General features: G+C 72.3%; 23 protein-coding genes. 16 read left to right on the forward strand and 7 right to left on the reverse strand.

The genetic code is table 11. The annotated features are described in order from the left end of the window. Positions 1-14 precede the first annotated feature (14 nt). Positions 15-1331 carry a lactate racemase domain-containing protein gene (locus tag AA0005_RS11870; RefSeq protein ID WP_413450382.1) on the forward strand — a complete coding sequence of 439 codons (1317 nt, stop codon included), beginning with the start codon at positions 15-17 and terminating at the stop codon, positions 1329-1331. A gap of 276 nt (positions 1332-1607) precedes the next feature. Here AA0005_RS11870 and gndA read toward each other — a convergent pair whose 3' ends face one another. Both gndA and AA0005_RS11880 read right to left on the reverse strand, forming a co-directional pair. After that, positions 1608-3059: an NADP-dependent phosphogluconate dehydrogenase gene (gene gndA, locus AA0005_RS11875; RefSeq protein ID WP_413450383.1), complete on the reverse strand. Its 1452-nt coding sequence runs from the start codon at positions 3057-3059 to the stop codon at positions 1608-1610. Positions 3060-3157: 98 nt separating this feature from the next. Further along, the gene (locus AA0005_RS11880) at positions 3158-4177 is read right to left on the reverse strand and encodes a LacI family DNA-binding transcriptional regulator (RefSeq protein ID WP_413450384.1); all 1020 of its coding nucleotides are present in this window, start codon (positions 4175-4177) and stop codon (positions 3158-3160) included. A 108-nt stretch (positions 4178-4285) separates the two neighbouring features. On the opposite strand from AA0005_RS11880, the gene larE reads away from it, so the two are divergent. From larE to nhaA, 6 genes are all read left to right on the forward strand, one after another. Beyond that, entirely contained in the window at positions 4286-5137 is an 852-nt protein-coding gene (larE, locus tag AA0005_RS11885) for an ATP-dependent sacrificial sulfur transferase LarE (protein ID WP_413450385.1), read from the forward strand. Then, positions 5130-5807 (forward strand): nickel pincer cofactor biosynthesis protein LarB, encoded by a 678-nt coding sequence (gene larB / locus AA0005_RS11890; protein ID WP_413450386.1) that lies wholly within the window; start codon positions 5130-5132, stop codon positions 5805-5807. Before larE ends, larB begins: the two co-directional genes overlap by 8 nt. Before the next feature lie 140 nt (positions 5808-5947). Then, on the forward strand, positions 5948-6970 hold the full coding sequence (locus AA0005_RS11895; protein WP_413450387.1) for a TRAP transporter substrate-binding protein: 1023 nt from the start codon (positions 5948-5950) through the stop codon (positions 6968-6970). Positions 6971-6975: 5 nt separating this feature from the next. Further along, a complete protein-coding gene (locus AA0005_RS11900; RefSeq protein WP_413450388.1) occupies positions 6976-7602 on the forward strand; it encodes a TRAP transporter small permease in 627 nt (208 codons plus the stop codon). Continuing rightward, positions 7602-8909 carry a TRAP transporter large permease gene (locus AA0005_RS11905; protein ID WP_413450389.1) on the forward strand — a complete coding sequence of 436 codons (1308 nt, stop codon included), beginning with the start codon at positions 7602-7604 and terminating at the stop codon, positions 8907-8909. Before AA0005_RS11900 ends, AA0005_RS11905 begins: the two co-directional genes overlap by 1 nt. A 107-nt stretch (positions 8910-9016) precedes the next feature. Then, positions 9017-10231: a Na+/H+ antiporter NhaA gene (gene nhaA, locus AA0005_RS11910; protein ID WP_413450390.1), complete on the forward strand. Its 1215-nt coding sequence runs from the start codon at positions 9017-9019 to the stop codon at positions 10229-10231. Positions 10232-10241: 10 nt separating this feature from the next. Here the strand turns inward: nhaA and AA0005_RS11915 are convergent, their stop codons facing one another. Next, positions 10242-10601, reverse strand: a complete 360-nt coding sequence (locus AA0005_RS11915) for a hypothetical protein (protein WP_413450391.1) — start codon at positions 10599-10601, stop codon at positions 10242-10244. 80 nt (positions 10602-10681) lie between these two features. On the opposite strand from AA0005_RS11915, the gene AA0005_RS11920 reads away from it, so the two are divergent. The 4 genes from AA0005_RS11920 to AA0005_RS11935 all read left to right on the forward strand — a co-directional run bounded on the left by AA0005_RS11920 (position 10682) and on the right by AA0005_RS11935 (position 14522). Beyond that, entirely contained in the window at positions 10682-11911 is a 1230-nt protein-coding gene (locus tag AA0005_RS11920) for an amidohydrolase (RefSeq protein ID WP_413450392.1), read from the forward strand. Positions 11912-11937: 26 nt separating this feature from the next. After that, positions 11938-12969 (forward strand): glutathione S-transferase family protein, encoded by a 1032-nt coding sequence (locus tag AA0005_RS11925; RefSeq protein WP_413450393.1) that lies wholly within the window; start codon positions 11938-11940, stop codon positions 12967-12969. 426 nt (positions 12970-13395) lie between these two features. Further along, positions 13396-13743: a PadR family transcriptional regulator gene (locus tag AA0005_RS11930; RefSeq protein ID WP_413450394.1), complete on the forward strand. Its 348-nt coding sequence runs from the start codon at positions 13396-13398 to the stop codon at positions 13741-13743. 14 nt (positions 13744-13757) lie between these two features. Continuing rightward, positions 13758-14522, forward strand: a complete 765-nt coding sequence (locus AA0005_RS11935; RefSeq protein ID WP_413450395.1) for a hypothetical protein — start codon at positions 13758-13760, stop codon at positions 14520-14522. A 1-nt stretch (position 14523) separates the two neighbouring features. Here the strand turns inward: AA0005_RS11935 and AA0005_RS11940 are convergent, their stop codons facing one another. Further along, positions 14524-16266, reverse strand: a complete 1743-nt coding sequence (locus tag AA0005_RS11940; protein WP_413450396.1) for a hypothetical protein — start codon at positions 16264-16266, stop codon at positions 14524-14526. Positions 16267-16355: 89 nt separating this feature from the next. On the opposite strand from AA0005_RS11940, the gene AA0005_RS11945 reads away from it, so the two are divergent. Further along, entirely contained in the window at positions 16356-16688 is a 333-nt protein-coding gene (locus AA0005_RS11945; protein WP_413450397.1) for a TlpA family protein disulfide reductase, read from the forward strand. Positions 16689-16855: 167 nt separating this feature from the next. Here AA0005_RS11945 and AA0005_RS11950 read toward each other — a convergent pair whose 3' ends face one another. Beyond that, positions 16856-17347 carry a hypothetical protein gene (locus tag AA0005_RS11950; RefSeq protein WP_413450398.1) on the reverse strand — a complete coding sequence of 164 codons (492 nt, stop codon included), beginning with the start codon at positions 17345-17347 and terminating at the stop codon, positions 16856-16858. Positions 17348-17590: 243 nt separating this feature from the next. On the opposite strand from AA0005_RS11950, the gene AA0005_RS11955 reads away from it, so the two are divergent. The 3 genes from AA0005_RS11955 to AA0005_RS11965 all read left to right on the forward strand — a co-directional run bounded on the left by AA0005_RS11955 (position 17591) and on the right by AA0005_RS11965 (position 19932). Beyond that, complete coding sequence (locus tag AA0005_RS11955) at positions 17591-18769, forward strand: sensor histidine kinase (protein ID WP_413450399.1); 1179 nt, start codon at positions 17591-17593, stop codon at positions 18767-18769. Continuing rightward, positions 18766-19422, forward strand: a complete 657-nt coding sequence (locus AA0005_RS11960) for a response regulator (protein ID WP_413450400.1) — start codon at positions 18766-18768, stop codon at positions 19420-19422. Before AA0005_RS11955 ends, AA0005_RS11960 begins: the two co-directional genes overlap by 4 nt. A gap of 135 nt (positions 19423-19557) precedes the next feature. Beyond that, positions 19558-19932 (forward strand): GntR family transcriptional regulator, encoded by a 375-nt coding sequence (locus AA0005_RS11965; RefSeq protein ID WP_413450401.1) that lies wholly within the window; start codon positions 19558-19560, stop codon positions 19930-19932. Here AA0005_RS11965 and AA0005_RS11970 read toward each other — a convergent pair. Then, positions 19929-20336, reverse strand: a complete 408-nt coding sequence (locus AA0005_RS11970; RefSeq protein ID WP_413450402.1) for a MarR family winged helix-turn-helix transcriptional regulator — start codon at positions 20334-20336, stop codon at positions 19929-19931. The two genes, AA0005_RS11965 and AA0005_RS11970, sit on opposite strands and share 4 nt — an antisense overlap. 163 nt (positions 20337-20499) lie before the next feature. On the opposite strand from AA0005_RS11970, the gene AA0005_RS11975 reads away from it, so the two are divergent. After that, on the forward strand, positions 20500-22323 hold the full coding sequence (locus AA0005_RS11975; RefSeq protein ID WP_413450403.1) for an ABC transporter ATP-binding protein: 1824 nt from the start codon (positions 20500-20502) through the stop codon (positions 22321-22323). A 126-nt stretch (positions 22324-22449) separates the two neighbouring features. On the opposite strand, the gene AA0005_RS11980 is transcribed toward AA0005_RS11975, so the two are convergent. Continuing rightward, positions 22450-23220, reverse strand: coding sequence for an HAD-IIB family hydrolase (locus AA0005_RS11980; RefSeq protein ID WP_413450404.1), 771 nt, complete (start codon positions 23218-23220; stop codon positions 22450-22452). Positions 23221-23227 lie beyond the last annotated feature (7 nt).

The raw sequence follows: 23227 nt of genomic DNA on the forward strand, positions 1-23227 counted from the left end.
GCTACGGTCGGGACATGACGTGGTTCAAGGAGGAGGCCCGCTTCATCTCGCGGCCCCAGATCGAGGCGATGTGCGACCGGCTGCTCGACGAGGCGAAGGAGCGGCTCGGCATCGCCGAGTACAAGCGTGTGCTCCTCCTGCCGCCGGACCTCACCCGGGCGCACTCGGGCACCGGCTGGATGACCGAGTACCTGTACAACCGGCTCGACGCCGCCGGCACCGAGGTGCACGTCATCCCCACGCTCGGGCAGCACGTGCCGCACACCCCGGAGGACAACCGGTGGATGTTCGGCTCGATCCCCGAGGAGCGCATCCACGCCCACGACTGGAAGAACGGCGTGACGAACGTCGGCACCGTGCCCGCGGAGTTCGTCCGCGAGAAGACGGGCGGCGCCGTCGACTGGGAGATGCCGGTCGACCTCAACACCATGCTCGTCACCGAGCGGTGGGACCTCATCATCAACGTCGGGCACGTCGTGCCCCACGAGGTCCTCGGCTTCGCCAACCACAACAAGAACTACTTCATCGGCCTGGGCGGCAAGCGCCTCCTCGGCGCCTCCCACATGGCCTCGGCCGTCTACGGCATCGAGAACAACCTCGGCAACCTCCTCACCCCGGTGCGGGCCTGCTTCAACTACGCCGAGGAGCACTTCCTCGGCCACCTGCCCGACGTCTACCTCCAGGTCGTCATGGACTACGACGACGAGGGCAAGCTCGCGCACACCGGCGTGTACGTGGGTGACGACGTCGAGACGTACTACGACGCCGCCCGCGCCTCGCGCGAGCAGAACTTCACCCTCTTCGACGAGCCGGCCGACAAGGTCGTCGCCGTCATGCAGGCCGACGAGTTCCGCGCGACCTGGGTCGCGAACAAGGCCGTCTACCGCACCCGCATGGCGATCGCCGACGGCGGTGAGCTGCTCGTCATCGCGCCCGGCGTCGAGCGCTTCGGTGAGCAGCCCGAGGTGGACACGCTCATCCGCAAGTACGGCTACCTCTCCCAGGCCGAGGTCATCGACCTGTACAAGACGCAGGCCGACATGCAGGACATCCCGCACGGCACCGCGCACCTCGTGCACGGCTCGAGCGAGGGCCGCTTCACGATCACCTACGCGCCCGGGCGGCTGAGCAAGGAGGAGATCGAGTCCGTCGGCTATCAGTACATGGACGTCGAGGAGGCCCAGCGCCGCTACGACCCCGCGGTCATGAAGGACGGCTGGAACACCATGCCCGACGGCGAGCGGGTCTTCTACATCTCCACCCCGTCGGCCGGGCTCTGGTCCACTCGCGAGAAGCTCGAGAACCGCGACACCGAGCTCCACGGCGCCTGACGGTGGGCCGAGCGCTGTCTGGGGGGCGATCGCAGGCGAAAGTGACGAGGGCGCGTGGTATTTCACGCGCCCTCCGCACTTTTACCTGCGGTGGGTGACTGGCGGGCACTCCTCGGGGAGCTGGGGCACGACGTCGTGGTGGCCCTCCTCGGCGCCGTGCACGTTGCCGCCCACCCGACCACACCTCGTCGCCGACGCCCACACCGCGCCGGGACCCCTGAACGCCGAGAGCCGGACTCCTCCGTGGAGGAGTCCGGCTCTCGGCGTATGAGCGGGTCAGCCCTGGGCGGACTCGCTGCGGTCGCCGGACCACTCGGTGTGGAAGACACCGGGGCGGTCGACGCGGTTGTAGGTGTGCGCACCGAAGAAGTCGCGCAGCCCCTGGACGAGGGACGCCGGCAGGCGCTCGGCCCGCACGGTGTCGTAGTAGGCCAGGGCGGCGGAGAAGCCGGGGACCGGCACCCCGCTGGCGACGGCGTGGGTGACGGCGGCGCGCCAGCCGGCCTGGCTCGACTCGAGCCCGGCGGCCACCGAGGGGGCCTCGAGCAGGGTCGTGAGGTTGCCGGCCGCGTACTCGGAGCGGATGCGCTCGAGGAGGCGGGCGCGGATGATGCAGCCGCCGCGCCAGATCTTGGCGACCTCGGCGATGTCGATGTCCCAGCCGAACTGCTCGGAGGCGGTGCGGATCTGGTCCAGGCCCTGGGCGTAGGCGACGACCTTCGAGGCCCACAGCGCCTGGCGGACGTTCTCCACCAGCTCGGCGCGGGCGGCGGTGTCCACAGCGGACCGCTGCGGGCCGGTGAGGGCGGCGCGGGAGGCCTCGCGCAGCGCGGCGTGGCCGGAGGTGGCGCGGGCGAAGACCGACTCGGCGATCGTGTTGACCGGCACCCCGAGCTCGAGGGCGATCTGCACGGTCCAGCGGCCGGTGCCCTTCTGCTCGGCGGCGTCGGCGACGACGTCGACGAAGGGACGGCCGGTCTCGGCGTCGACGTGCCCGAGCACCTGGGCGGTGATCTCGATGAGGTAGGAGTCGAGGTCGCCGGTGTTCCACTCGGTGAAGACCTCGGCCAGCTCGGCGGCCTCGAAGCCGGCGGCGCGCAGGATGTCGTAGGCCTCGGCGATGAACTGCATGTCGGCGTACTCGATGCCGTTGTGCACCATCTTGACGAAGTGGCCCGCGCCGTCGGGGCCGATGTGGACGCAGCAGGGCTCGCCGTCGACCTTGGCGGAGATGTCCTCGAGGATCGGCCCGAGGGTCACGTAGGACTCGGCCGGCCCGCCGGGCATGATGCTCGGACCGTTGAGCGCACCCTCCTCGCCGCCGGAGATGCCCGCGCCGACGAAGTGCAGGCCCTTGTCGCGGAGGTAGGCCTCGCGGCGGCGGGTGTCCTCGTAGTGGGCGTTGCCGCCGTCAACGACGATGTCCCCCTCCTCGAGGAGCGGGATGAGGGACTCGATGACGGCGTCGGTCGGGCCGCCGGCCTTGACCATGATGATCATCTTGCGCGGGCGCTCGAGGCTCGCGACGAAGTCCGCCAGCTCCTCGGACGCGACGAAGGTGCCCTCGTCGCCGTGGGCCGCGACGAGCTCCTCGGTCTTGGCGAAGGTGCGGTTGTACAGCGCCACGGTGTAGCCGTGACGTGCCAGGTTGCGGGCGAGGTTGCTGCCCATGACGGCGAGTCCGATGACTCCGATCTGGGCGGAGGCAGTCGCCTTGCTGTCAGTCATGTGCTGGTCCTTTCATCGGCGGCTGGGTGACGCTACGGCCCCCAGTATGGTCGCAGGCCCCCGGCCACCGGCAGCGGTGTCCATGTGTTGCCACGCCCTCAGGAGCGCAGCAGCCGGCCCCGCCCGACCCGGGCGGTGGAGTCGCGCGCGACGAGCTTGACGGGCAGCACCACCGGCTGCTCGCTCGAGCGCGCCCCGCCGATGATGGCGAGGAGGTTGCGCACCGCCGTCGCCCCCTGGAGGGACAGCGGGGAGGCCACCGAGGTGAGCGCGGGGACGGTGAGCGCACCGGTGCGGCTGTTGTCGAAGCCGACGACGCTCACGTCGCCGGGCACCGAGATCCCCAGGGCTCGCAGCCCCCGGACGAAGCCCACGGCCATGACGTCGTTGAAGGCGACGACGGCGGTCGTCGGGTTCTGCGCCCACCTCCGGGCCGCCTTGGCGCCGCCGTCGACGGTCGGGGAGTTCGGGCCGATGCGGCGCACCCGCAGCTCGAGCTCGTGGCCGGCCTCCTCGAGGCCGCGCCAGCGCACGCCGTCGGCCCACGAGGCCTCCGGGCCGGCGACGTAGGTGATCTCCCGGTGCCCCAGCTGCCCGAGGTGCTCGGCCGCGCGGCGCACGCCGCGAGCGCCGTCGGTGAGGACGCTCGGCAGCCCGCTGACCACCCGGTTGAGGACGATGACGGGCCGCTGCTTGGCGATCGCGCGGATCCCGGAGTCGGAGAGCCGTGGGCTGGTGAGGATGAGGCCGTCGACGGCGCTGAGGAAGGTCGACGCGGCCTCGCGCTCGCGCTGGTCGGACTCCTGGGCGTCGAAGAGGAGCATCGTGTAGCCGGCCGCCTCCGCGGCCGCCGAGGCCCCGCGGATGACGTCGACGAACAGCGGGTTGCCGATGTCGGCGACGACCATGGCCAGCATCCGCGTGGTCACGGTGCCGAGGACGGGCGCCACGGACGTGCGGCGGTAGCCGAGCGCGGCCGCGGCCGCCCGGACCTTCTCCGCCGTCGCCGCGCTCACCCGCCCGGGCCGGGCGAGGGCCCGCGACACGGTCGACGGCGCCACCCCCGCGGCCTTGGCCACGTCGTAGATCGTCGGGGCCCGGCCGGTCTCGCTGTCCATAGGCCCACAACGGTAAGGTCACAGGGCAACGAGTGGCAACGAGTTGCCAGTGCGCCGCCCGACTTGTCCACTGGCTCGGGGAACGTCACGTGCACGAAGGAGCAGTCCATGACGACGACGGCGGTACCGGGCCTGGCAGGACCGGCGGCACAGGCCGCGGCGACGGTCGGGGAGCTCCTCTCCGGCCACGCACCCCTCGGGGTGGCCTACTCCGGGGGCGTCGACTCGGCCACGCTCCTCGCCCTGGCGGTACGCACGCTGGGGGCCGGGAACGTCGTCGCCGTCCTCGGCGTCTCCCCCAGCCTGGCGACCGACGAGCGCGCCCGTGCCCACGAGACCGCGGCCGTCATCGGTGCGCGCGTCGTCGAGATCGAGACTCACGAGGGCGAGTCGGCGGCCTACCGGGCCAACGGCCCCGACCGCTGCTTCCACTGCAAGGACGAGCTCTTCACCCGCATCGACGACGACCTCGTCGCCGAGCTCGGGCTGGCGGCCGTCGCCTACGGCGAGAACGCCGACGACGCGAAGCGGCCCGACCGTCCCGGCTCCCGGGCGGCCACGAACCACCGGGTGCTGCGGCCGCTGGCCCAGGCCGGCATGACCAAGGCGATGGTGCGCGAGGTCGCCCGGGCCCTGGACCTGCCCGTCGCCGACAAGCCCGCGGCGCCGTGCCTCGCCTCGCGGATCCCGCACTTCGAGGAGGTCACCCCGGAGAAGCTCCGGCAGGTCGACCAGGCCGAGGCCGCCCTGCGCCGGCTCGGCTTCACCGACAGCCGCGTGCGCCACCACGGGGACGTCGCCCGCATCGAGCTGCTGCCCGAGGAGCTGCTCGCCGCCGTCCAGCGCCGCGAGGAGGTCGACCGCGCCGTGCGCGAGGCCGGCTTCCGCTTCGCCGCGCTCGACCTGCGCGGCATCCAGTCCGGCGCCTTCACCCTCCCCCTGGTCTCCGTCCGTGGCTGAGGACTGGGTGCCGGGCCCCGAGCTCACGCGCGTGGCGCACCTCGACCACGACCGCGCCGCCCGCCGTGGCTACCCCGAGGCCGTGCTCTGCGAGCCGAAGAGCGTGGAGCAGGTCGCGCTCATCGCGGCCGAGGTCGCGACGGCCGGCACGCCCACCCTCTTCACCCGGGCCACGCCCGAGCAGGCGGCCGCCGTCCTCGCGGCGCTGCCCGACGCCCACCACGACCCGGTGGCGCGCGTCGTCGCCTGGCCGGCCGCCGCCCCCGAGCCCACGGGCGGGCTCGTCGTCGTCGTCAGCGCCGGCACCTCCGACCTGCCCGTGGCCCGCGAGGCCGAGCTCACCGCCCGCTACCTCGGCCGGCGCACCGAGCTCGTCGTCGACGTCGGCGTGGCGGGGCTGCACCGGGTGCTGGGCCACCTCGACCTCCTGCGCTCGGCGCGCGTCGTCGTCGTCGCCGCCGGGATGGACGGCGCCCTGCCGAGCGTCGTCGCCGGACTGGTGAGCGCACCGGTCGTGGCCGTGCCGACGTCGGTCGGCTACGGCGCCGCCTTCGGCGGCGTCGCACCGCTGCTGTCGATGCTCAACGCCTGCGCCCCCGGGGTCGCCGTCGTCAACATCGACAACGGCTACGGAGGCGGCCACCTGGCCGCCCAGATCGCCTCGAGCTAGTCCCCGCGACAACTCCCGGCAACTGTTTCCGGCGGTCCTCGCGGTGTGGCTCAATCGACAGCAGGCCAGCGGGACCCGTGGGTCCGGCCGTTCGCGCACTCCGCACCCGCATCGCGCGACTATCAAGGAAGAAGGACATCATGCGGCGACATCTGACCGCGGCCGCAGCCGTAGCGGGCACCTCCGCTCTCGTGCTGGCCGCGTGCAGCCCCTCCCTCGAGCCCGGCACCAACGAGGGGGACATCCTCCACCTCGCGCTCAACCAGACCGAGTCCCACCCCTCGTACATCGCCCTCCAGAGCTGGGGCGAGTACCTCGAGGAGGAGACCGACGGCCGCTGGACCATCGACATCTACCCGAACGAGACGCTCGGGGCGCAGGCCGAGGCCATGCAGCTGGTGTCGGACGGCTCGGTGGAGATGGCGATCGTCTCCGGCCCGCAGCTCGAGAACCTCAACCGCGACTTCATCGCGCTCAACCTCCCCACGACCTTCGACGACATCGACCACCAGATGCGCGTCATCGCCGACGAGTCGATCGTCGGGGAGCTGTACTCCTCGCTCGAGGAGACGAACAACTTCACCGTGCTCGGCGGGTTCACCCAGGGCAACCGCAGCGTGTACACGACCGACGGTCCGGTGGAGACGCCGGCCGACCTGGACGGGCAGAAGCTGCGCGTGCAGGAGTCCCCCCTCAACGTCGCCATGGCCGAGGCGCTCGGTGCCTCCGCCACCCCGATGGCCTACGGCGAGCTCTACACCGGGCTGCAGTCCGGCGTCGTCGACGCCGCCGAGAACAACGAGGTCTCCTACGCCTCCCAGCGGCACTTCGAGGTGGCCCCGCACTGGAGCTACACCAACCACCTCGTCGGCCTGGACTACCTCATCATCAACACCGACATGCTCGCCTCCATGACGGAGGAGGACCGTGCGGTCTTCGACCAGGGCTGGGACCGCACCCGGTCCACCCACGTCGAGCTGTGGCTCGAGGCCACCGCCGAGGCCGTCGCCGAGGCCGAGGCCGGCGGCGCCACCTTCCACGAGGTCGACGACACGATCTTCGACGAGGCGCTCGAGCCGCTGGCCGAGGAGTTCCTCACGACCGACAACCAGTGGCGCATCTACGACGCCGCGCGCGCCGCGTCGACGCGGACGGAGGAGTGAGGCAGATGGATGCCCTGAAGAACGTCCTGGACCGGGTCCTGTACTGGGTCACCGTCGTCCTCTTCGCGCTGCTCGTCGTCATCGTCGTGTGGCAGGTCGTCAGCCGTCAGGTGCTCGGCGACCCGAGCACGTGGACCGAGGAGGGCGCCCGTCTCACCTTCGTGTGGCTGGGCCTGTTCGCCGCCGCCTACGTCTTCGGCGAGCGCGGCCACATCGCCGTCGAGATCCTCGCGCGCCGCTTCCCCGAGCGGGGCGAGAAGGTGCTCGCCGTCGTCGTCCAGCTCGTCGTCCTCGTCTTCGCGCTGACCGTCCTCGTGTGGGGCGGCTGGCGGGCCTCGCAGAACGCCTGGCTGCAGGAGCTGTCCGCGCTGCCCTTCACGCTCGGGCAGATGTACCTCGCGCTGCCGGTGGCCGGCGTCCTCATCGCCTTCTACGCCGTCTACTACGTCCTCACGATCGGCCGCGGCAAGCTCCCGCCCTACGGCGACCACTCCGACGAGGAGGAGGGCGCCGGCGCCGGCTCGCAGCCGGAGGCGGCCCGCGCCGAGACCCTCGAGGTCGACAGCATCCTCCTCAGCGACACCCCCGACACCCCCGGTGACCGCCGGGCCGACCCCAAGACGGAGGCGTGATGGACCCGGCAACGCTCGCAGGGCTCATCCTGCTCGGCTCGATCCTCGTCGGCATCGTCTTCTCCGTGCCGATCGCGATCGTCATCGGTGCGGCGTCCATGCTCGCCGCCATCCCGCTGCTCGGCCTCGAGGCCGCCGCGCTGGTGACGGCGCAGCGCATGTTCACCGGCATCAACTCCTTCCCGCTCCTCGCCATCCCGCTGTTCGTGCTGGCCGGCGTCATCATGAACAACGGCGGCATCGCCGGCCGGCTCGTCGACGCGGCCAAGGTCCTCACCGGCCGCATGCCCGCCTCGCTGGCCCAGACGAACGTCGTCGCCAACGCGATGTTCGGCGCGGTCTCCGGCGCGGCGGTCGCCGCCGCTGCCGCCGTCGGGAACGTCATGCACCACCGGATGGTCAAGGAGGGCTACGACCGCCGCTTCGCGGCCGCCGTCAACGTCGCCTCCGCCCCCTCGGGCATGCTCATCCCGCCGTCGAACACCTTCATCGTGTACTCGCTCGTCTCGAGCACCTCGATCGCGGCGCTGTTCATGGCCGGCGCGGTCCCGGGCATCCTGTGGGCGCTGGCCTGCATGGTCGTCATCTACCTCTACGCCCGCAAGCAGCCGGGCAAGCTGAAGTCGGCCGACCGGATCTCCTTCGCCCAGGGGATGCTCGTCATCTGGCGCGCGGTGCCCTCGCTGCTCATGATCATCATCGTCGTCGGCGGCATCCTCGGCGGGTTCTTCACGGCCACCGAGTCGGCGGCCATCGCCGTCGTCTACTGCCTCGTGCTCTCGGCGATCTACCGGAGCATCAGGGTGAGCGAGCTGCCCGGCATCCTCGTCGACGCCGGCCGCACGACGGCCATCGTCATGCTGCTCGTCGCGGTGTCCACGGCGCTGTCCTTCGTCATGAGCTTCGCCCGGATCCCGGACCTCATCTCCGACGCCGTGCTCGGCTTCACCGACTCCAGCACCGTCGTGCTCATCATCATGATGGTCATCCTGCTGGTCGCGGGCACGTTCATGGACCCGACCCCGGCCATCCTCATCTTCGTGCCGATCTTCCTGCCGATCGTCACCGAGTTCGGGATCGACCCGGTGCACTTCGGCGCGATGGTCGTGATGAACCTGTCGGTCGGCGTCATCACGCCACCGGTCGGGAACGTCCTGTTCGTCGGCGCGCGGGTCGGCCGGCTGCGGATCGAGCCGGTCATCAGCAAGCTGTGGCCCTTCCTCGTGGCGATCATCCTCACCCTGTTCCTCGTCGTCTTCGTCCCGCAGCTGTCGCTGTGGCTGCCGACGGCGATGGGGCTGCTGTAGCACGACGCACCACACCCGTGGCCGGGAGGGAGACCTCCCGGCCACGGGCCCGTCCGTGCGCGCGCCCGTAGACTCGCGGCCGAACCACCCCCGAGAAAGGTCTCCCCATGCCGAGCCCGTCCACCACCCGCCGCGGACCTCTCGCCGTATACCGCGAGAAGCTCGGCAACGAGACCTTCGCCGGGATGGTGCTGCTCGCCGGGGCGCTCGTCGCGCTCGTGTGGGCGAACTCCCCGTGGCGGGAGGCGTACGCCTCGCTCTCGGAGATCACGATCGGCCCGGCGGCGCTGCACCTGGACCTCACCCTCGCCGCGTGGGCCTCCGACGGCCTGCTGGCCATCTTCTTCTTCGCCGTCGGCCTCGAGCTCAAGCAGGAGTTCGTCACCGGCTCGCTGCGTGATGTGCGCACCGCCGCCGTGCCGGTCATCGCCGCCTTCTTCGGGGTCCTCGGGCCCGTGGCCGTCTACCTCCTCATCCAGGCCGTGACCGGCTCGGGCGTCTGGGAGGGCTGGCCGGTGCCTGTCGCGACGGACATCGCCTTCGCCGTCGCCCTCCTCGGCATCTTCGGCCGCGGCTTCCCGACGGCGCTGCGCCTCTTCCTCCTCACCCTTGCCGTCGTCGACGACCTCATCGGCATCGTCATCATCGCCGTCGTCTTCGCCGACGGCCTCAACTACCTCCTGCTGGCCGCCGCGTTCCTCGCCGTCGCCGTCTTCGCGGTGCTCGTCCGCCGCCGCATCACCGCCTGGTGGGTGCTCGTCCCCGTGGGCGTGGTCGCCTGGGCGCTCATGCACGCCTCCGGCGTCCACGCGACCATCGCCGGTGTGCTCCTCGGCATGGTCGTGCCCGCCGTCGCGCGGCCCGGTGAGGACGAGGACCTGTCCCACCGTTTCGAGCACCGGATCAGCTGGATCTCCTCCGGCATCGTCCTGCCGATCTTCGCCTTCTTCGCCGCCGGCGTGAACGTCGTCGACTCCGGCGGCATCCTCGGCGTCATCACCGACCCCGTCTCCGTCGGCATCTCGCTCGGACTGCCCCTCGGCAAGCTCATCGGGATCTGGGGCGGCACCGCGCTCCTCGTCACCCTCACCCCGCTCGTCCTGGGCAAGGGCCTCAACCTCAAGGACATGGTGGGGATGAGCCTGCTCGCGGGCGTCGGCTTCACCGTCTCCCTCCTCATCGCCCAACTCGCCTTCGAGCCCGGCTCGGTCGAGAGCAGCCACGCCCGCGTCGGTGTCCTCCTCGGCTCCGTGCTCTCGGCGGCCCTCGGCGGTATCGCGCTGCGGATCCGCGCACGCACCCGCGACGACATCGAGACCTGAGCCGGCCGGCTCAGTACATGAGCCGGCCGATCCAGCTCGCCACCGCGACGATGAAGGCGTAGGTGCCGACGGCGAGCGCGGCCAGCCCGGGCCAGCGGGGCGTCACCCGCTGGCTCAGCGCGACGATGCCGAGCACGGCCGCGCCGACGGCGAGGACGAGCGTGAGCAGCAGCCCCACGGACTCGTAGGTCTCGACGTTCTGGACGCTGGGCAGCGTGATCGCGTAGACGATCTGCCACGCGGTGAGCGCGCCCGCCACGGTGATCGCGATCCACCCGAGCCGGTTGCGCGAGGCGGGGGCGCGGCGCCCCTCCGGCGTCGTGGGCGTGCTCCCGCCCGTCGTTCCCGGCTTCTGCTCGCGTGCGGCCATGGCCTGCCTCCTCCCCCGGCGGCGCCGACACCACCGGCTCGCACTGCCGCCACGTCGGCGGCAGGTGGTACCACTGGACCATGACAACCTCTTCCGCGCCCCGCCGCACCCGCACCGCCTCCGTCGCCGTCTCCGGCGGCTACGTCGTCCCCGTCGACGGCGAGCCGATCGAGAACGGGACCGTCCTCGTGCTCGACGGCGTCATCGCGGCCGTCGGTGCCGACGTCGAGGTCCCCGACGGCGTACGCGTCATCGACGCGAGCGGCTCGTGGGTGCTGCCCGGCTTCGTCGAGTCCCACGCGCACATGGGCGTGAGCGAGGAGGGCGAGGGCTGGGCCGGCGCCGACGTCAACGAGATGACCGACCCCGTGGGCGCGGGGCTGCGCGCGCTGGACGCGATCAACATCGAGGAGGAGGGGTTCCGGGACTCGCTCATCGGCGGCGTCACCGCCGCCGTCGTCAAGCCCGGGTCCGGCAACCCGATCGGCGGGCAGACGGTCGCGATCAAGACCTGGGGCGGGCGCACCGTGGACGAGCAGGTCATCCGCGAGCGGGTGTCGGTCAAGGCCGCGCTCGGGGAGAACCCCAAGCGTGTCTACGGCGACAAGAAGGCCCTGCCCTCCACCCGCCTGGGCGTCGCCAAGGTCATCCGCGACGCCTTCGTCGCCGCGCAGAACTACGCCGCCAAGCGCGACCACGCGCTGGCCGAGGGCAAGCCGGTGGAGCGCGACCTCACCCTCGAGACGCTCGCCGCCGTGCTCGACGGCGAGCTCATCTGGGACCAGCACACCCACCGCCACGACGACATCGCCACCGCGATCCGCCTCGCCGAGGAGTTCGGCTACCGGCTCGTCGTCAACCACGGCACCGACGGCGCCCGCATCGCCGACGTCCTCGCCGAGAAGGGCGTCCCGGTGATCTTCGGGCCGCTGTTCACCAGCCGCTCCAAGGTCGAGCTGCGCGACCGCGACATCGCCAACCTCGCCCGGCTCGCCGAGGCCGGGGTCAAGGTCGCGATCACCACCGACCACCCGGTGGTCCCGATCAACTTCCTCGTCCACCAGGCGTCGCTCGCGGTCAAGGAGGGCCTGGACCGCGACGTGGCGCTGCGGGCGCTCACGATCAACCCGGCCGAGATCCTCGGGCTCGACGACCGGATCGGGGCGCTGCGCCCGGGCCTGGACGGCGACGTCGTCGTCTGGTCCGGCGACCCGCTCGACGTGTTCTCCCGGGTGCAGCGGGCCTTCATCACCGGCGCGGAGGTCTACTCCGCCGAGCACGGGGTGCACGAGCGCAGCGAGCGCTTCTGAGGCGGGACGGGGTTACGGTCGAGGGCATGGACGACGCGCACTCGACCGCCGGCAGCTACGTGACCACGGGCCAGGAGTTCACCCGGGACACGAATTACATCACCACGCGCATCACCCGCGACGGCGCCGACGGCTACCCGGTGGAGCCCGGGCGCTACCGGCTCGTCGCCGCGCGGGCCTGCCCGTGGGCGAACCGCACGATCATCGTGCGGCGCCTGCTGGGCCTGGAGGACGCGATCTCCCTCGGCCTGCCCGGGCCCACGCACGACGCCCGCTCGTGGACCTTCGACCTCGACCCCGACGGCCGCGACCCCGTGCTCGGCATCGAGCGGCTCCAGGAGGCGTACTTCGCCCGCTTCCCCGACTACCCGCGGGGCATCACGGTGCCGGCGATCGTCGACGTGCCCACCGGCCAGGTGGTGACCAACGACTACGCCCAGATCACCCTCGACCTCTCCGCCGAGTGGCGCGAGCACCACCGCGAGGGCGCGCCGGACCTCTACCCCGAGCACCTGCGCGAGGAGATCGACGCGGTCAACAAGCGGGTCTTCACCGAGGTGAACAACGGCGTGTACCGCTGCGGCTTCGCCGGTTCCCAGGCGGCCTACGACAAGGCCTACGACCGGCTGTGGACCGCCCTCGACTGGCTCGAGGAGCGGCTCACCGGGCAGCGCTACCTCGTGGGCGACACGATCACCGAGGCGGACGTGCGCCTGTTCACCACGCTCGTGCGCTTCGACCCGGTGTACCACGGGCACTTCAAGTGCAACCGCAACAAGCTGAGCGAGATGCCGGCGCTGTGGGGCTACGCGCGCGACCTGTTCCAGACGCCAGGCTTCGGCGACACCGTGGACTTCGAGCAGATCAAGCAGCACTACTACGTCGTCCACACCGACCTCAATCCCACGCAGATAGTCCCGGTGGGCCCGGACCTGTCCGGCTGGGTCACCCCGCACGGCCGCGAGGAGCTCGGCGGGCGTCCCTTCGGCGACGGCACCGCGCCCGGGCCGGTGCGCGAGGACGAGCGGGTCGACCCCGCGCACACACCCCTGCGCTGAGCGAGGCCACGCTGCCCGCTCCCGGAGCGGCCCCGCCCACGGGGAGAAGGGTGCGTCGCAAAGGACTGTCGGACGGGCAGAATCCGCGACACGTCTACGCGACACGGATTCGGCTGTGCGGGATCGTGCCCGTTGAGCGGGAGCAGCGCTCGCTGGGCACGTCACGAATCACGGAGAACGGGACCAGCGGTAGCTGACCCGTCAGCGATCTCGCTGAGCGGGTCCACCGGTGGCTGACTCGTCACGAGTCCCGGACAGCGGGACCGGTTTCGTCGAGCGGGAGCAGTGCGCCAGACACGCGGCACCGCTCCCGCTGGCCCGACAGTCGCTCGCAGCGCACCTTCTGCCGGCGGCCGGCTCACGAGCCGAGAAATAGTCGGCCTGTCTACCTAGACAATCTGGCTAGGTAGTGCCACGATCTACCCCATGAGCGTGACCCCTCAACGCAGCGAGTGGCTCCGCGGAGTCCTCGAGCTCTGCGTGCTCCGCACCATGGCCGGCGCCCCCACCTACGGCTACGCCATTGCCGCGGAGCTCGCGGACGCCGGCTTCGGTGACATCAAGGGCGGCACGCTCTACCCGCTCCTGGGCCGGCTCGAGAAGAACGAGCTCGTCACCGTCGAGTGGCGGGCGGGCGACGGCGGCCCCGGCCGGAAGTACTTCGCCCTCACCGAGGCCGGACGCACGGCCCTCGAGGAGGGCACCGCGCAGTGGCGGACCTTCGCCACCACCGTCGAGTCACACCTGTCCCCCGTCCCGTCACCGCGCCACTGACCACAGGAGAAGCCATGGACACCACCCCCAGCAGCACCTCCCACGAGGTCTGGCACCGTCCCTTCGTCAAGCAGCACCAGGAGTGGTGCGACGACTTCGTCCTCGAGCTGCGGCTCCGCGACGTGCCGGGGCGAGTGATCGGCGACCGGCTCGCCGAGGTCGAGCAGCACTGCGCCGACACCGGGGAGAGCCCCGCGGAGGCCTTCGGCAACGCGATCGCCTACGCCCGCGAGCTCGAGGAGGACCGCTCCCCCGCCCAGGCGGCCGGGGCCTGGCGGGTGGCGGCCATCTCCGGCATCCAGGTGCTCGCACTACTCGTCGGCACGTCGGCCGCCTTCGCGTGGGCGCGGGGCGAAGACCTGACCTACAACGCCGTCCAGGTCGCCGCAACGGCGCTGTTCCTTGCGGTGCTGCTGGCCATCCCCGCGCTCCTGCGCCCGATCGTCACCCACCCGTGGGCCGTCGGCATTCCCCTGCTAGCGGTCGTGACACTCCTCGCCAGCGGTGGTGCCGTCGCAGGACGGCTCGACCTCCCCGTGCTGCTCACGCTGCCGCCCGCCGCGGCGACCGTCGCCCTGTTCCTCGCCATCGTCGCGCTCGGGGTGCTCGAGCACCGCGAGCTGACGAAGGACGCGGACGACGACCTGGTGACCTCACCGCTGAGCCCGACCCCGCAGGCACCGGCACCCCGCCACCGGTCGATCAGGACGCTGCTGCCGGCAGCGCTCGTCCCGATCGCCTACGTGGTCCTCTCGGCCGTCCCGTGGCTGCTGCGCTGACCTACTGGTAGGTGATGAAGTGCGGCACCGGGTCGACCTGGGAGATCGTCTGCTCGGGGGTGAGCATCGGGACGTCCTCGTCGTAGAAGTTCTTCCAGCCCCACCACTCGATGTCCGGGCCGTGCTGGAGGAGTGTCCGCCAAGTGCCCTGCTTGGCCTCCTGCCCGCCCTGGCCGTCGACGTGGACGAGCACGGCGAGCTCGCTGCGTGAGAGGTCGACCTCGGGGACGGTCTGGATCATCCGCACCTGGAACTGGTGGAGCACGAGCATCTTCTGCGGCAGGTTCCGCTCCCGGGTGAAGTCGGCGAGCCAGTGCACGACCTCGTTGACCTCCTGCGCGGTCACCGAGCCGATGCGCACGAGGTGGCGGTCGTTCGGGCCGAGGTTCCACTCCGGGTCGAGCGCCAGACCCACGTGGGGCAGCGCGAGCAGCTCGGCGTACTGCTGGGCCTGCTCGAGGAAGGACGAGCGGCCCGGCTGCAGGTCGAGCACGACGTACTGCCCCGCCTCCCCCGCGGCGTCGATGATCGGCCGCAGGCTCTCGGGCGGCAGCTCGTTGGAGTAGTTGCCGTCCGCGCCCGCGCCGGCCGAGGCGACCGTCGCGATGACCTCGAGCGCCGGGACGACGGTGTCGTCGACCAGCGCCTCGTAGGGGCGGGCGTGCTCCTGGGCGCGCGCGATCGTCTCCGGCACGCCCTGCTCCCCCAGGACCCCGAGCGCGCTCGTGCTCGGGGTGCCGTAGAGCGCGACGTAGCGCTTGCCGGGGAAGACGAGCTGGCCACCGCCGGGCAGCTCGACGCCGGTCGCCGCCGTGGACACCCGCCAGCCGAGCGTGTCGGCGTCGCCGAAGGCGTCACCGAGCCCGACGACGTGCTCGGCGCCCGCCTCGCTCACCGCAGTCACCGACTCGCTGGTGGCACGCGGGTCACCGCCGGGGACGACGGCGACGTCCGCACCGGCCGCCCGCGCGGTCGCGGTGGCGAGCAGCTCCTGCGGTGCGCCGGTGGTCAGCGCGAGGGTTGCGGTCAGCGGCTCGGCGAGCTCGGTCGGCGGCAGCTCGGCGCCGGCGGCCACGTCCGTGGTCTCGTCCGCCGTCGCGTCCTCGCTCGCGGTCGCCGTGTCGCTCGCAGTCGCGGTCTCGTCGGCCTCCGTTGCTACCTCGGTGGCGGCCGGGGCGGCGGCAACCGGGGCGAGCGGGGTGAGCGTGCCGCGCTCGAGCCCGACGACGGCCGCCACCTCCCCGCCGTCGGCCACGTCCACCGGCTCGGCGGCGGGAAGGGCGAGGGTCTCGGCGAGGTCGTCGTCGTCCTGCGGTGCGGGGACGGCGACGACGTCGCGCGCCTCGTCCGGCAGCTCGGCGTCGCCGACAGTGAGGACCCAGCCCGTGCCGAGGCGGCCGAGCTCCTCGGTGAGGGTGGCGGGGTCGTCGTCGAGGAGGACGGGGGCACCGAGGGCGAGCGCGGCGCTGCTCGCGCGGAGCTGGGAGGCGGACTCGGCGTCGTCGGCGAGGACGACGACGGGCGCCTCCGCGAAGAAGGTGCGGCTCGCGGCGAGGGCCAGCTCACCGTCGGCGCCGGGCAGGACGGCGGTGGCGTCCGCGGGCTGCTGAAGCTCGGCGCGCTCGGGGGTCGGCTCGGGTGTGGGGGGCGCGGCGTCCTCTGGTCCGTCCTCGCCGGAGCAGGCGGCAAGGGCGAGGCACACGGTCGCGGTCAGGGCCGCGGCGCGGGTCGGACGTCGGGTCACGAAGTCACTCCAGAGATCGGGGGCCCGACCACCCTACGTGCGGGCGGCCGACCCGGCGCGGGGCGGCGGGGCTCCGTAGAATCGGGTGCGTGACTGCCTCTCCCCTCACCGCGGACGCGCTCGGACTGACCGGGCCGCTGGGCGAGCGGGCGACCCTGCTGCAGATCTCGTCCGGCTTCTGCGCGCCGTGCCGCGCGGCACGCGGACTGCTCGCACGGGTGGCGGAGACGACGCCTGGCGTGCGGCACGTTGACGTCGACGTGGCGCACGACACCGCGCTCGCCGCGCGGCTGGAGATCACCCAGACGCCCACCGTCGTCGTCCTCGACGCGACGGGGACGGTCGTCTCGCGCTACGAGGGCGTGCCGCGACTCGCGGCGGTCCGCGAGCTCCTCGAGCGACTGGCGCCGGCGGGCGGCTGACGGACACGGCGCGCTCGGGACTGGCGCCCACACCCGCGTACCGGCCAGAATGTGGCCGACGGGTGGGTCAACCCTCGTGTCCAGCTTCGCGCTGTGACCTGTCCAGCCTCGTGCTGTGACTCGCCGCTATGACGGCATCCGAAGGCGGCCCGCCCGTCCCTCTCAGGTCAGCGACGTCTGCCCGTGGCCGCCTGTACGCCCAGGGCCAGCACACCCGCGAGAGCGCCCCAGGCCGCGTTGGTCGCCAGCAACGGGACGATCGCGAGCGGCGTGGCCACGGGGCCTTCCAGCGTGCCGTCCAGCATGGTGGACAGGGCGGCGCTGAGTGGGATGACGTACACACCGTAGGCGAGCCCGGCCAGCGTCAGCGTGATCACCGGTCGTGCGACGCGGCTCAGCCCGACGATCGCCACCCAGGCACCCGTGATGAGGACGGTGAGCAGGATCGGGCCGGCCGGGGAGCCGATGGCGTCGGCCAGCCCGTTGATCCGTGCCAGCGGGCGGATCAGCGCGAGGGCGCCGAGCCCGAGCACGAGCACCCAGTTGAGCTGCGAACGCGGTGGCGGCAGCTGCGGCGAGTGGTGGTCGGGGAGGCCGGTCTGGGTGCCGGCGGGCCGCGGAGCGCCGGGCCGGCTGCGCTGTGGGTCGAGAGGTTCCATACCGCTGACGCTACGAATCGGCGACCTGCCCCGGCATCAGGCCAGAGGCGTCCGCTCGATCGCCTTCCGCCGACATCGCTGGTCGCTTGTCGACGACATCTCGCCTGTGGCCGATTGCCGGCCCGCTTGGGCTCCGTAGGCTGCCTGTCAGTGCCAGAGTGAGTGCTGCCGCTTCGGCGGGCGGACCCTGTTCCTCGGCCGGCCGAACCGTCCGTCCACCGCGGCTTGACGTAGGAGAAGCGCGTGTCAGCAACCGCCGTGCCCCGAGGGTCCACCGGCGAGGTGGACCCCCGGCTCGTCGATGCAGTCCTGGCCATGGGGATGGCGCTCGTCGTCGCCATCGTGATCATCGCCGATCTCGCAGGAACGAGCCGTAGCGAGCCCGCGGCGTACCTCTTCGCGAGCGGCTTCGGCGCCCTGGTGCTCGCGCGACGTCGCGCCCCCGTCGCCGTGCTGGCCGTGACCGTGCTGGGCATCTTCGTCTACTACAGCCTGGGGCTACCACCCATCGGGATCGCGCTACCCGCTGTGGCCGCCCTCTACTCGGCCGCGGAGGTCGGGCGTACGTGGTGGGCGGTTGGTGCCGGCGTCGTGCTCGTGAGCGTCGCGGCGTACTTCCGCATCCGCGAGGGGATGCCGGCGGCGTACCTGCTCAGCTACGACCTGCTGACCAACGTCGCCCTGGTCGCGGCTGCGGTCGCTCTGGGGGTCAGCGTGCGTGACCGGCGCGCCATCCGGGCGCACGAGGAGCGGGTTCGCGCGCTCATCGCCGCCGAGCACGCGCGGGAGGCCGAGCGCCGGCTGCAGGAGGAGCGGATCCGGATCGCCCGCGACCTGCACGACGTCGTGGGGCACACCATCTCCGTCATCGCGGTTCACGGCAGCGTGGCCGCCGAGGCCATCGGGCGCGATGACGCCACGGCTGCCCGCGCGGTCGACCGGATCCGGCAGGTCAGCTCCGAGACCATGCGCGAGCTGCGCTCCACCGTCAAGCTGCTTCGGTCCCCGGCCGCCCAGGCGGAGAGGGACGCCGTCGGCCTCGCCGGCATTCCAGGGCTCGTGGCTGCGGCCCACAACGCTGGTCTCGACGTCGACCTGGAGCTTGACGTCGACCCTGGCCGGCTCGACGGCGCGATCGAGTCCGCGGCCTACCGCATCGTCCAGGAGTCCCTCACCAACGTCATCCGCCACTCCGGAGGGCGCCACGCGAGGGTGGTCGCGCGCATCACCGATGGTCGACTCCTCATCAGTGTCACCGATGACGGGCACGGCACCGCGGCGTCACGCGGCCACGCAACTGGTGGGCAGGGCATCCTCGGCATGCGGGAGCGCGCCGCGCTGCTCGGCGGCAGCCTCCAGACCCACGACGGCGACCAAGGCGGCTTCGTCGTCCGCGCCGACCTGCCGGCGAGGCTCCCGTGATCCGCATCGTCCTCGTCGACGACCAGGCCCTCGTGCGGACCGGGCTGCGGTCGCTCGCCGAGCGCGACGGCGACATCACCGTCGTCGGAGAGGCCGACAACGGACGCGACGGCGTCGCTGAGGTGCGCCGTCTCCGGCCCGACGTCGTGCTCATGGACATCCGCATGCCGGGGATGGACGGCATCGCCGCAACCCGCACGATCGTCGGCGACCCGAGCCTCGGCGACGTCCAGGTCCTCGTGCTCACGACGTTCGACGAGGACGAGCACGTCTTCGAGGCGGTTCGCGCCGGTGCGTCCGGCTACCTTCTCAAGGACGTCACGCCCGAGGACCTGCGCCGCGGGATCCGCCTGGTGGCGAGTGGCGAGGCCCTTCTCTCGCCTGCGGCGACCCGTACGGTCATGCACGCGCTCAGCGTCGGCCATCGGGTCGACCCCACCCCGATCAAGGACCTCACGGAGCGCGAGCGTGAGGTGCTCGCCCTTGTCGGCCGCGGGCTGTCCAACGCTGAGCTCGCCACACGGCTGTTCCTCAGCCCGGCCACGGCCCGCACCTACGTCAGCCGGCTCCTGACCAAGCTGGGCGCCCGTGACCGCGCCCAGCTCGTCGCCCTCGCCTACGACACCGGCCTGGTCGTTCCCGGTGCGCCCTAGACGTGCTCGACCGGCGGGTGGCAGCTGGGCAGGACACCGGCGTGCCGGACGGTGGCGAACGGGCGCTGGCCGGAAGGCCGCCGCGGCCCCTAGCCTGGGCACCATGCCCTTGGACGCCCGCGCCCCCCTCGCCGCATGACGCTGCGCGTGGACCCGGCCTCCCCCGAGCCGCCCTTCGCCCAGCTGCGCGCGCAGGTCACCGCGCAGGTCGCTGACGGCACGCTACGACCCGGTGACCGGCTGCCCCCCGTGCGCGCCCTCGCGGACGAGCTCGGCATCGCTCCCAACACCGTCGCGCGCGCCTACCGCGAGCTGGAGGCGGACGGCCTGCTCGTCGGGCGCGGACGGTCGGGCACCTTCGTCACCGACCCCGCCGCGGTGCGGGACAGCGCAGGGAACGACCACGCCGCCGCCGAGCGGGCCGCGGCCGCCTACGCGGACACGGTGCGGTCGCTGGGCATGGAGCCACGGGAGGCGCTCACCCTCGTGCGCCGGGCGCTCGGGGTCTAGTCGACCAGTCGCCGCAAAAGGACGGCGAGCTGCTCGCGCTCGCTCGCCTCCAGCCGGCCGAAGAACTCCTCGGCCGCGGCACCGCGGATCCGGTCCGCCGCCTCGTGCACCTCACGGCCCTCGTCGGTGGCGACGACGAGCACGGCCCGCCGGTCGGCCGGGTCGGGCTGCCGCGCGACGAGGCCGCGGGCCTCGAGGGAGTCGACGACCTCGGTCGCCGAGCGCGGGGCGATCCGCAGGTGCGCCGCCACCTGGCTGAGCCGGGCGCCGTCGTGCGTGCAGACGGTGCGCAGCGCCCTGGCCTGGTGCGGGGACAGGTCCCAGTCCTCCAGCGAGGACCACATGCGCCGGCGCAGCGCGCGGCTGGCGTGCATGAGGGCTTCGCTGAGCTCGGGGTCGGCCATGCGCGTAACAGTAGCGCGCACCCACATAGTGAGGTAACCTCGCTATTGCGAGCGGCGCGACGGCCGCGGCGAGCGATCGCCGGCCAGTCCCGCGCCCCGCCCTGAACCGGTCCGACGGCACCCATCCTCCGCCGTCGCCTTTCGAGAAAGCGAGGTGGCGCTCATGTCGAGTCCCTCCTTCCGCCCCCACGGCCCCGTCCGCCGCGACCCGGCCGACACCGCCCAGCTCGAGTCGCACCCCGTGAGCCTGCGGCGCATCGCCGCGCTCTTCGCGCCGCACCGGGCCCGCCTGCTCCTCGTCGTCGCGCTCATCGCCGCCAGCTCCGTCATGGGCCTGGCCACCCCGTTCCTCACCAAGCACGTCATCGACGTCGCCCTGCCCGAGCAGGACGTGCGCCTGCTCCTCCTCCTCGTCGCCGGCATGCTCGTCGTCACGGTCGTGACGGCGGCGCTCGGTGTCCTGCAGACGTGGATCTCCACCGACGTCGGCCAGAACGTCATGCACCGGCTGCGTACCGACGTCTTCGTCCACCTGCAGCGCCAGCCGATGTCCTTCTTCACCCGCACCCGCGGCGGTGAGGTGCAGTCGCGCCTCACGCACGACATCGGCGCGATGCAGTCCGTCGTCACCGGTACCGCCACCGCGATCACCGCGAACGTCACGACGGCGATCGCGACGATCGTCGCCATGGTGGCGCTGAGCTGGCAGCTCGCCCTGCTGTCCCTCGTCGTCCTGCCGCCCGCCATCTGGCTCACCCGCCGCGTGGCGCAGATGCGCCGCGAGGTGACCGCCCAGCGGCAGCGGGCGCTGGCCGCCCTCCACGGGCAGGTCGAGGAGTCGCTGTCGGTGAGCGGCGCGCTGCTCGCCAAGACCCTCGGCGCCGGCCCCGAGCTGAGCCGCCGCTTCGCCGACTCCTCCGCCGAGCTCGTCGACCTCGAGCTGCGCTCCGAGCTCGCCGGCCGCTGGCGGATGGCGACGATGAGCGTCATCTTCTCCGCCATCCCCGCGCTCATCTACCTCGTCGCCGGACTGCCCGGTTCCGGCAACATCTCGATCGGCACGCTCGTCGCCTTCATCGCCCTCCAGTCCGGGCTGTTCCGCCCGCTCATGGGCGTGCTCAACACCGGCGTGCAGGTCACCGCGTCGCTCGCGCTGTTCAGCCGGATCTTCGAGTACCTCGACCTGCCGGTCGAGATCGACGACCCCGTCACCCCGGTGGCCCTCCCCTCCGGCGGCGGCCCCGGCGAGGTCACCTTCGAGAACGTCACCTTCCGCTACCCCGACGCGGACGCCGACGCCGTCACCGACCTCGACCTGCACGTCCCCGCCGGCACCCGGCTGGCTCTCGTCGGCGAGTCCGGCGCCGGCAAGACGACCATCGCCGGTCTCGTCGCGCGGCTCCAGGACCCGACCTCCGGGCGGGTGCTACTCGACGGCGTCGACCTGCGCGACCTCTCGCTGGCCGACCTCGCCTCACAGGTGGGCGTCGTCTCCCAGGAGACCTACCTCCTCCACACGACCGTGCGGGAGAACCTGCGCTACGCCCGTCCCGAGGCGACCGACGAGGAGATCGAGGCTGCCGCGAAGGCCGCCCAGGTGCACGACGTCATCCTTGCCCTGCCGCGCGGCTACGACACCGTGGTCGGCGCGCGCGGGCACCGCTTCTCCGGCGGTGAGAAGCAGCGCCTGGCGATCGCCCGCACGCTGCTGCGCGACCCGCGCGTGCTTGTGTTGGACGAGGCCACGAGCGCGCTCGACACGCGCACGGAGCACGCCGTTCAGGAGGCCCTCGACGTGCTGAGCCGCGGGCGCACGACGATCACCATCGCCCACCGCCTCTCGACCGTCCGGGACGCCGACCTCATCGCCGTCGTCGACCGGGGGCGGATGGTCGAGCGGGGCAATCACGAGGAGCTCCTCGATCACGGCGGCCACTACGCCGCACTGGTGGCGGCCGCGGAGCGCACGCCGGCGCTCGTGCCCTGACCGCGTCGGTTTTCCGCCACAAAGCCGAGGGCGCAGTATCGCCGCACGGCGCATGACAAGCACTCCGGCTTGACCCGCTCGGCTACCGGACCCGCTTGTGGCGGGATCCGACAGGGTGCGCCCCGCTCAGCGGGCGAGGGCTCCCAGAGAGGAGACGAGCTCGCGAACCTTCCCGGCCGTCTCCGCCCAGCCCTCGACCGCGATGCACGGGACGCCCATGGCCTTGACCGGGTAGTCGTTGCCGCCCTCGTCGAGGCGGTCGCCGATGAAGAGCATGTCGGCGAGGTCGATGCCGGTGTGCTCGGCGAGGCGGGTCATGCCGTAGGCCTTGTCCACGCCCTGGCGGGTGATGTCGATGGACGTCGAGCCGCCGGAGCGGACCTCGAGCTCGGGCAGCAGCGGGGCGACGGCGGCGCGCAGCTGCTCCTTCTTCTCCCCCGTCGGGTCCCAGGCGCGCTTGGCCTCGAGCGGCGCCTGCTGGCCGAGGGCCGAGAAGGTGATCTGCGAGCCGCGGTCCTCGAGGACCGGGCCCCAGCTCTCCTCCTCCCACAGCCCCAGCCGGCGGGCCTCGCGCTCGAGAACGGTCAGCGCCTCGGCGCGCTCCTCGGCGGAGAGGTCGTGGGCGTAGACCTCCCGGAGCTCACCGCCGTCGTCGTAGCGGTAGTAGCGCGTGCCGCAGGTGGGCATGAGGTGCAGCCGCAATCGGGCGGCGTCGTCGAGGTCGAGGCGGTCGGTGACCTGGGTGGTGAACTGCTCGAGCTGCCCGCCCGAGATGATGCACACTGGCACGACGGCGAGGAGTGCGGTGAGCGCCTCGGCCATCTCCGGGTGGATCGGGGACTTCGAGGGCGTGAGGGTGTCGTCGAGGTCGAAGGCGACCAGTCGGGCGGCAGGCATCGGCTCA

The sequence above is a fragment of the Georgenia phoenicis genome (genome assembly GCF_047302425.1).
Lineage (GTDB): Bacteria > Actinomycetota > Actinomycetes > Actinomycetales > Actinomycetaceae > Oceanitalea.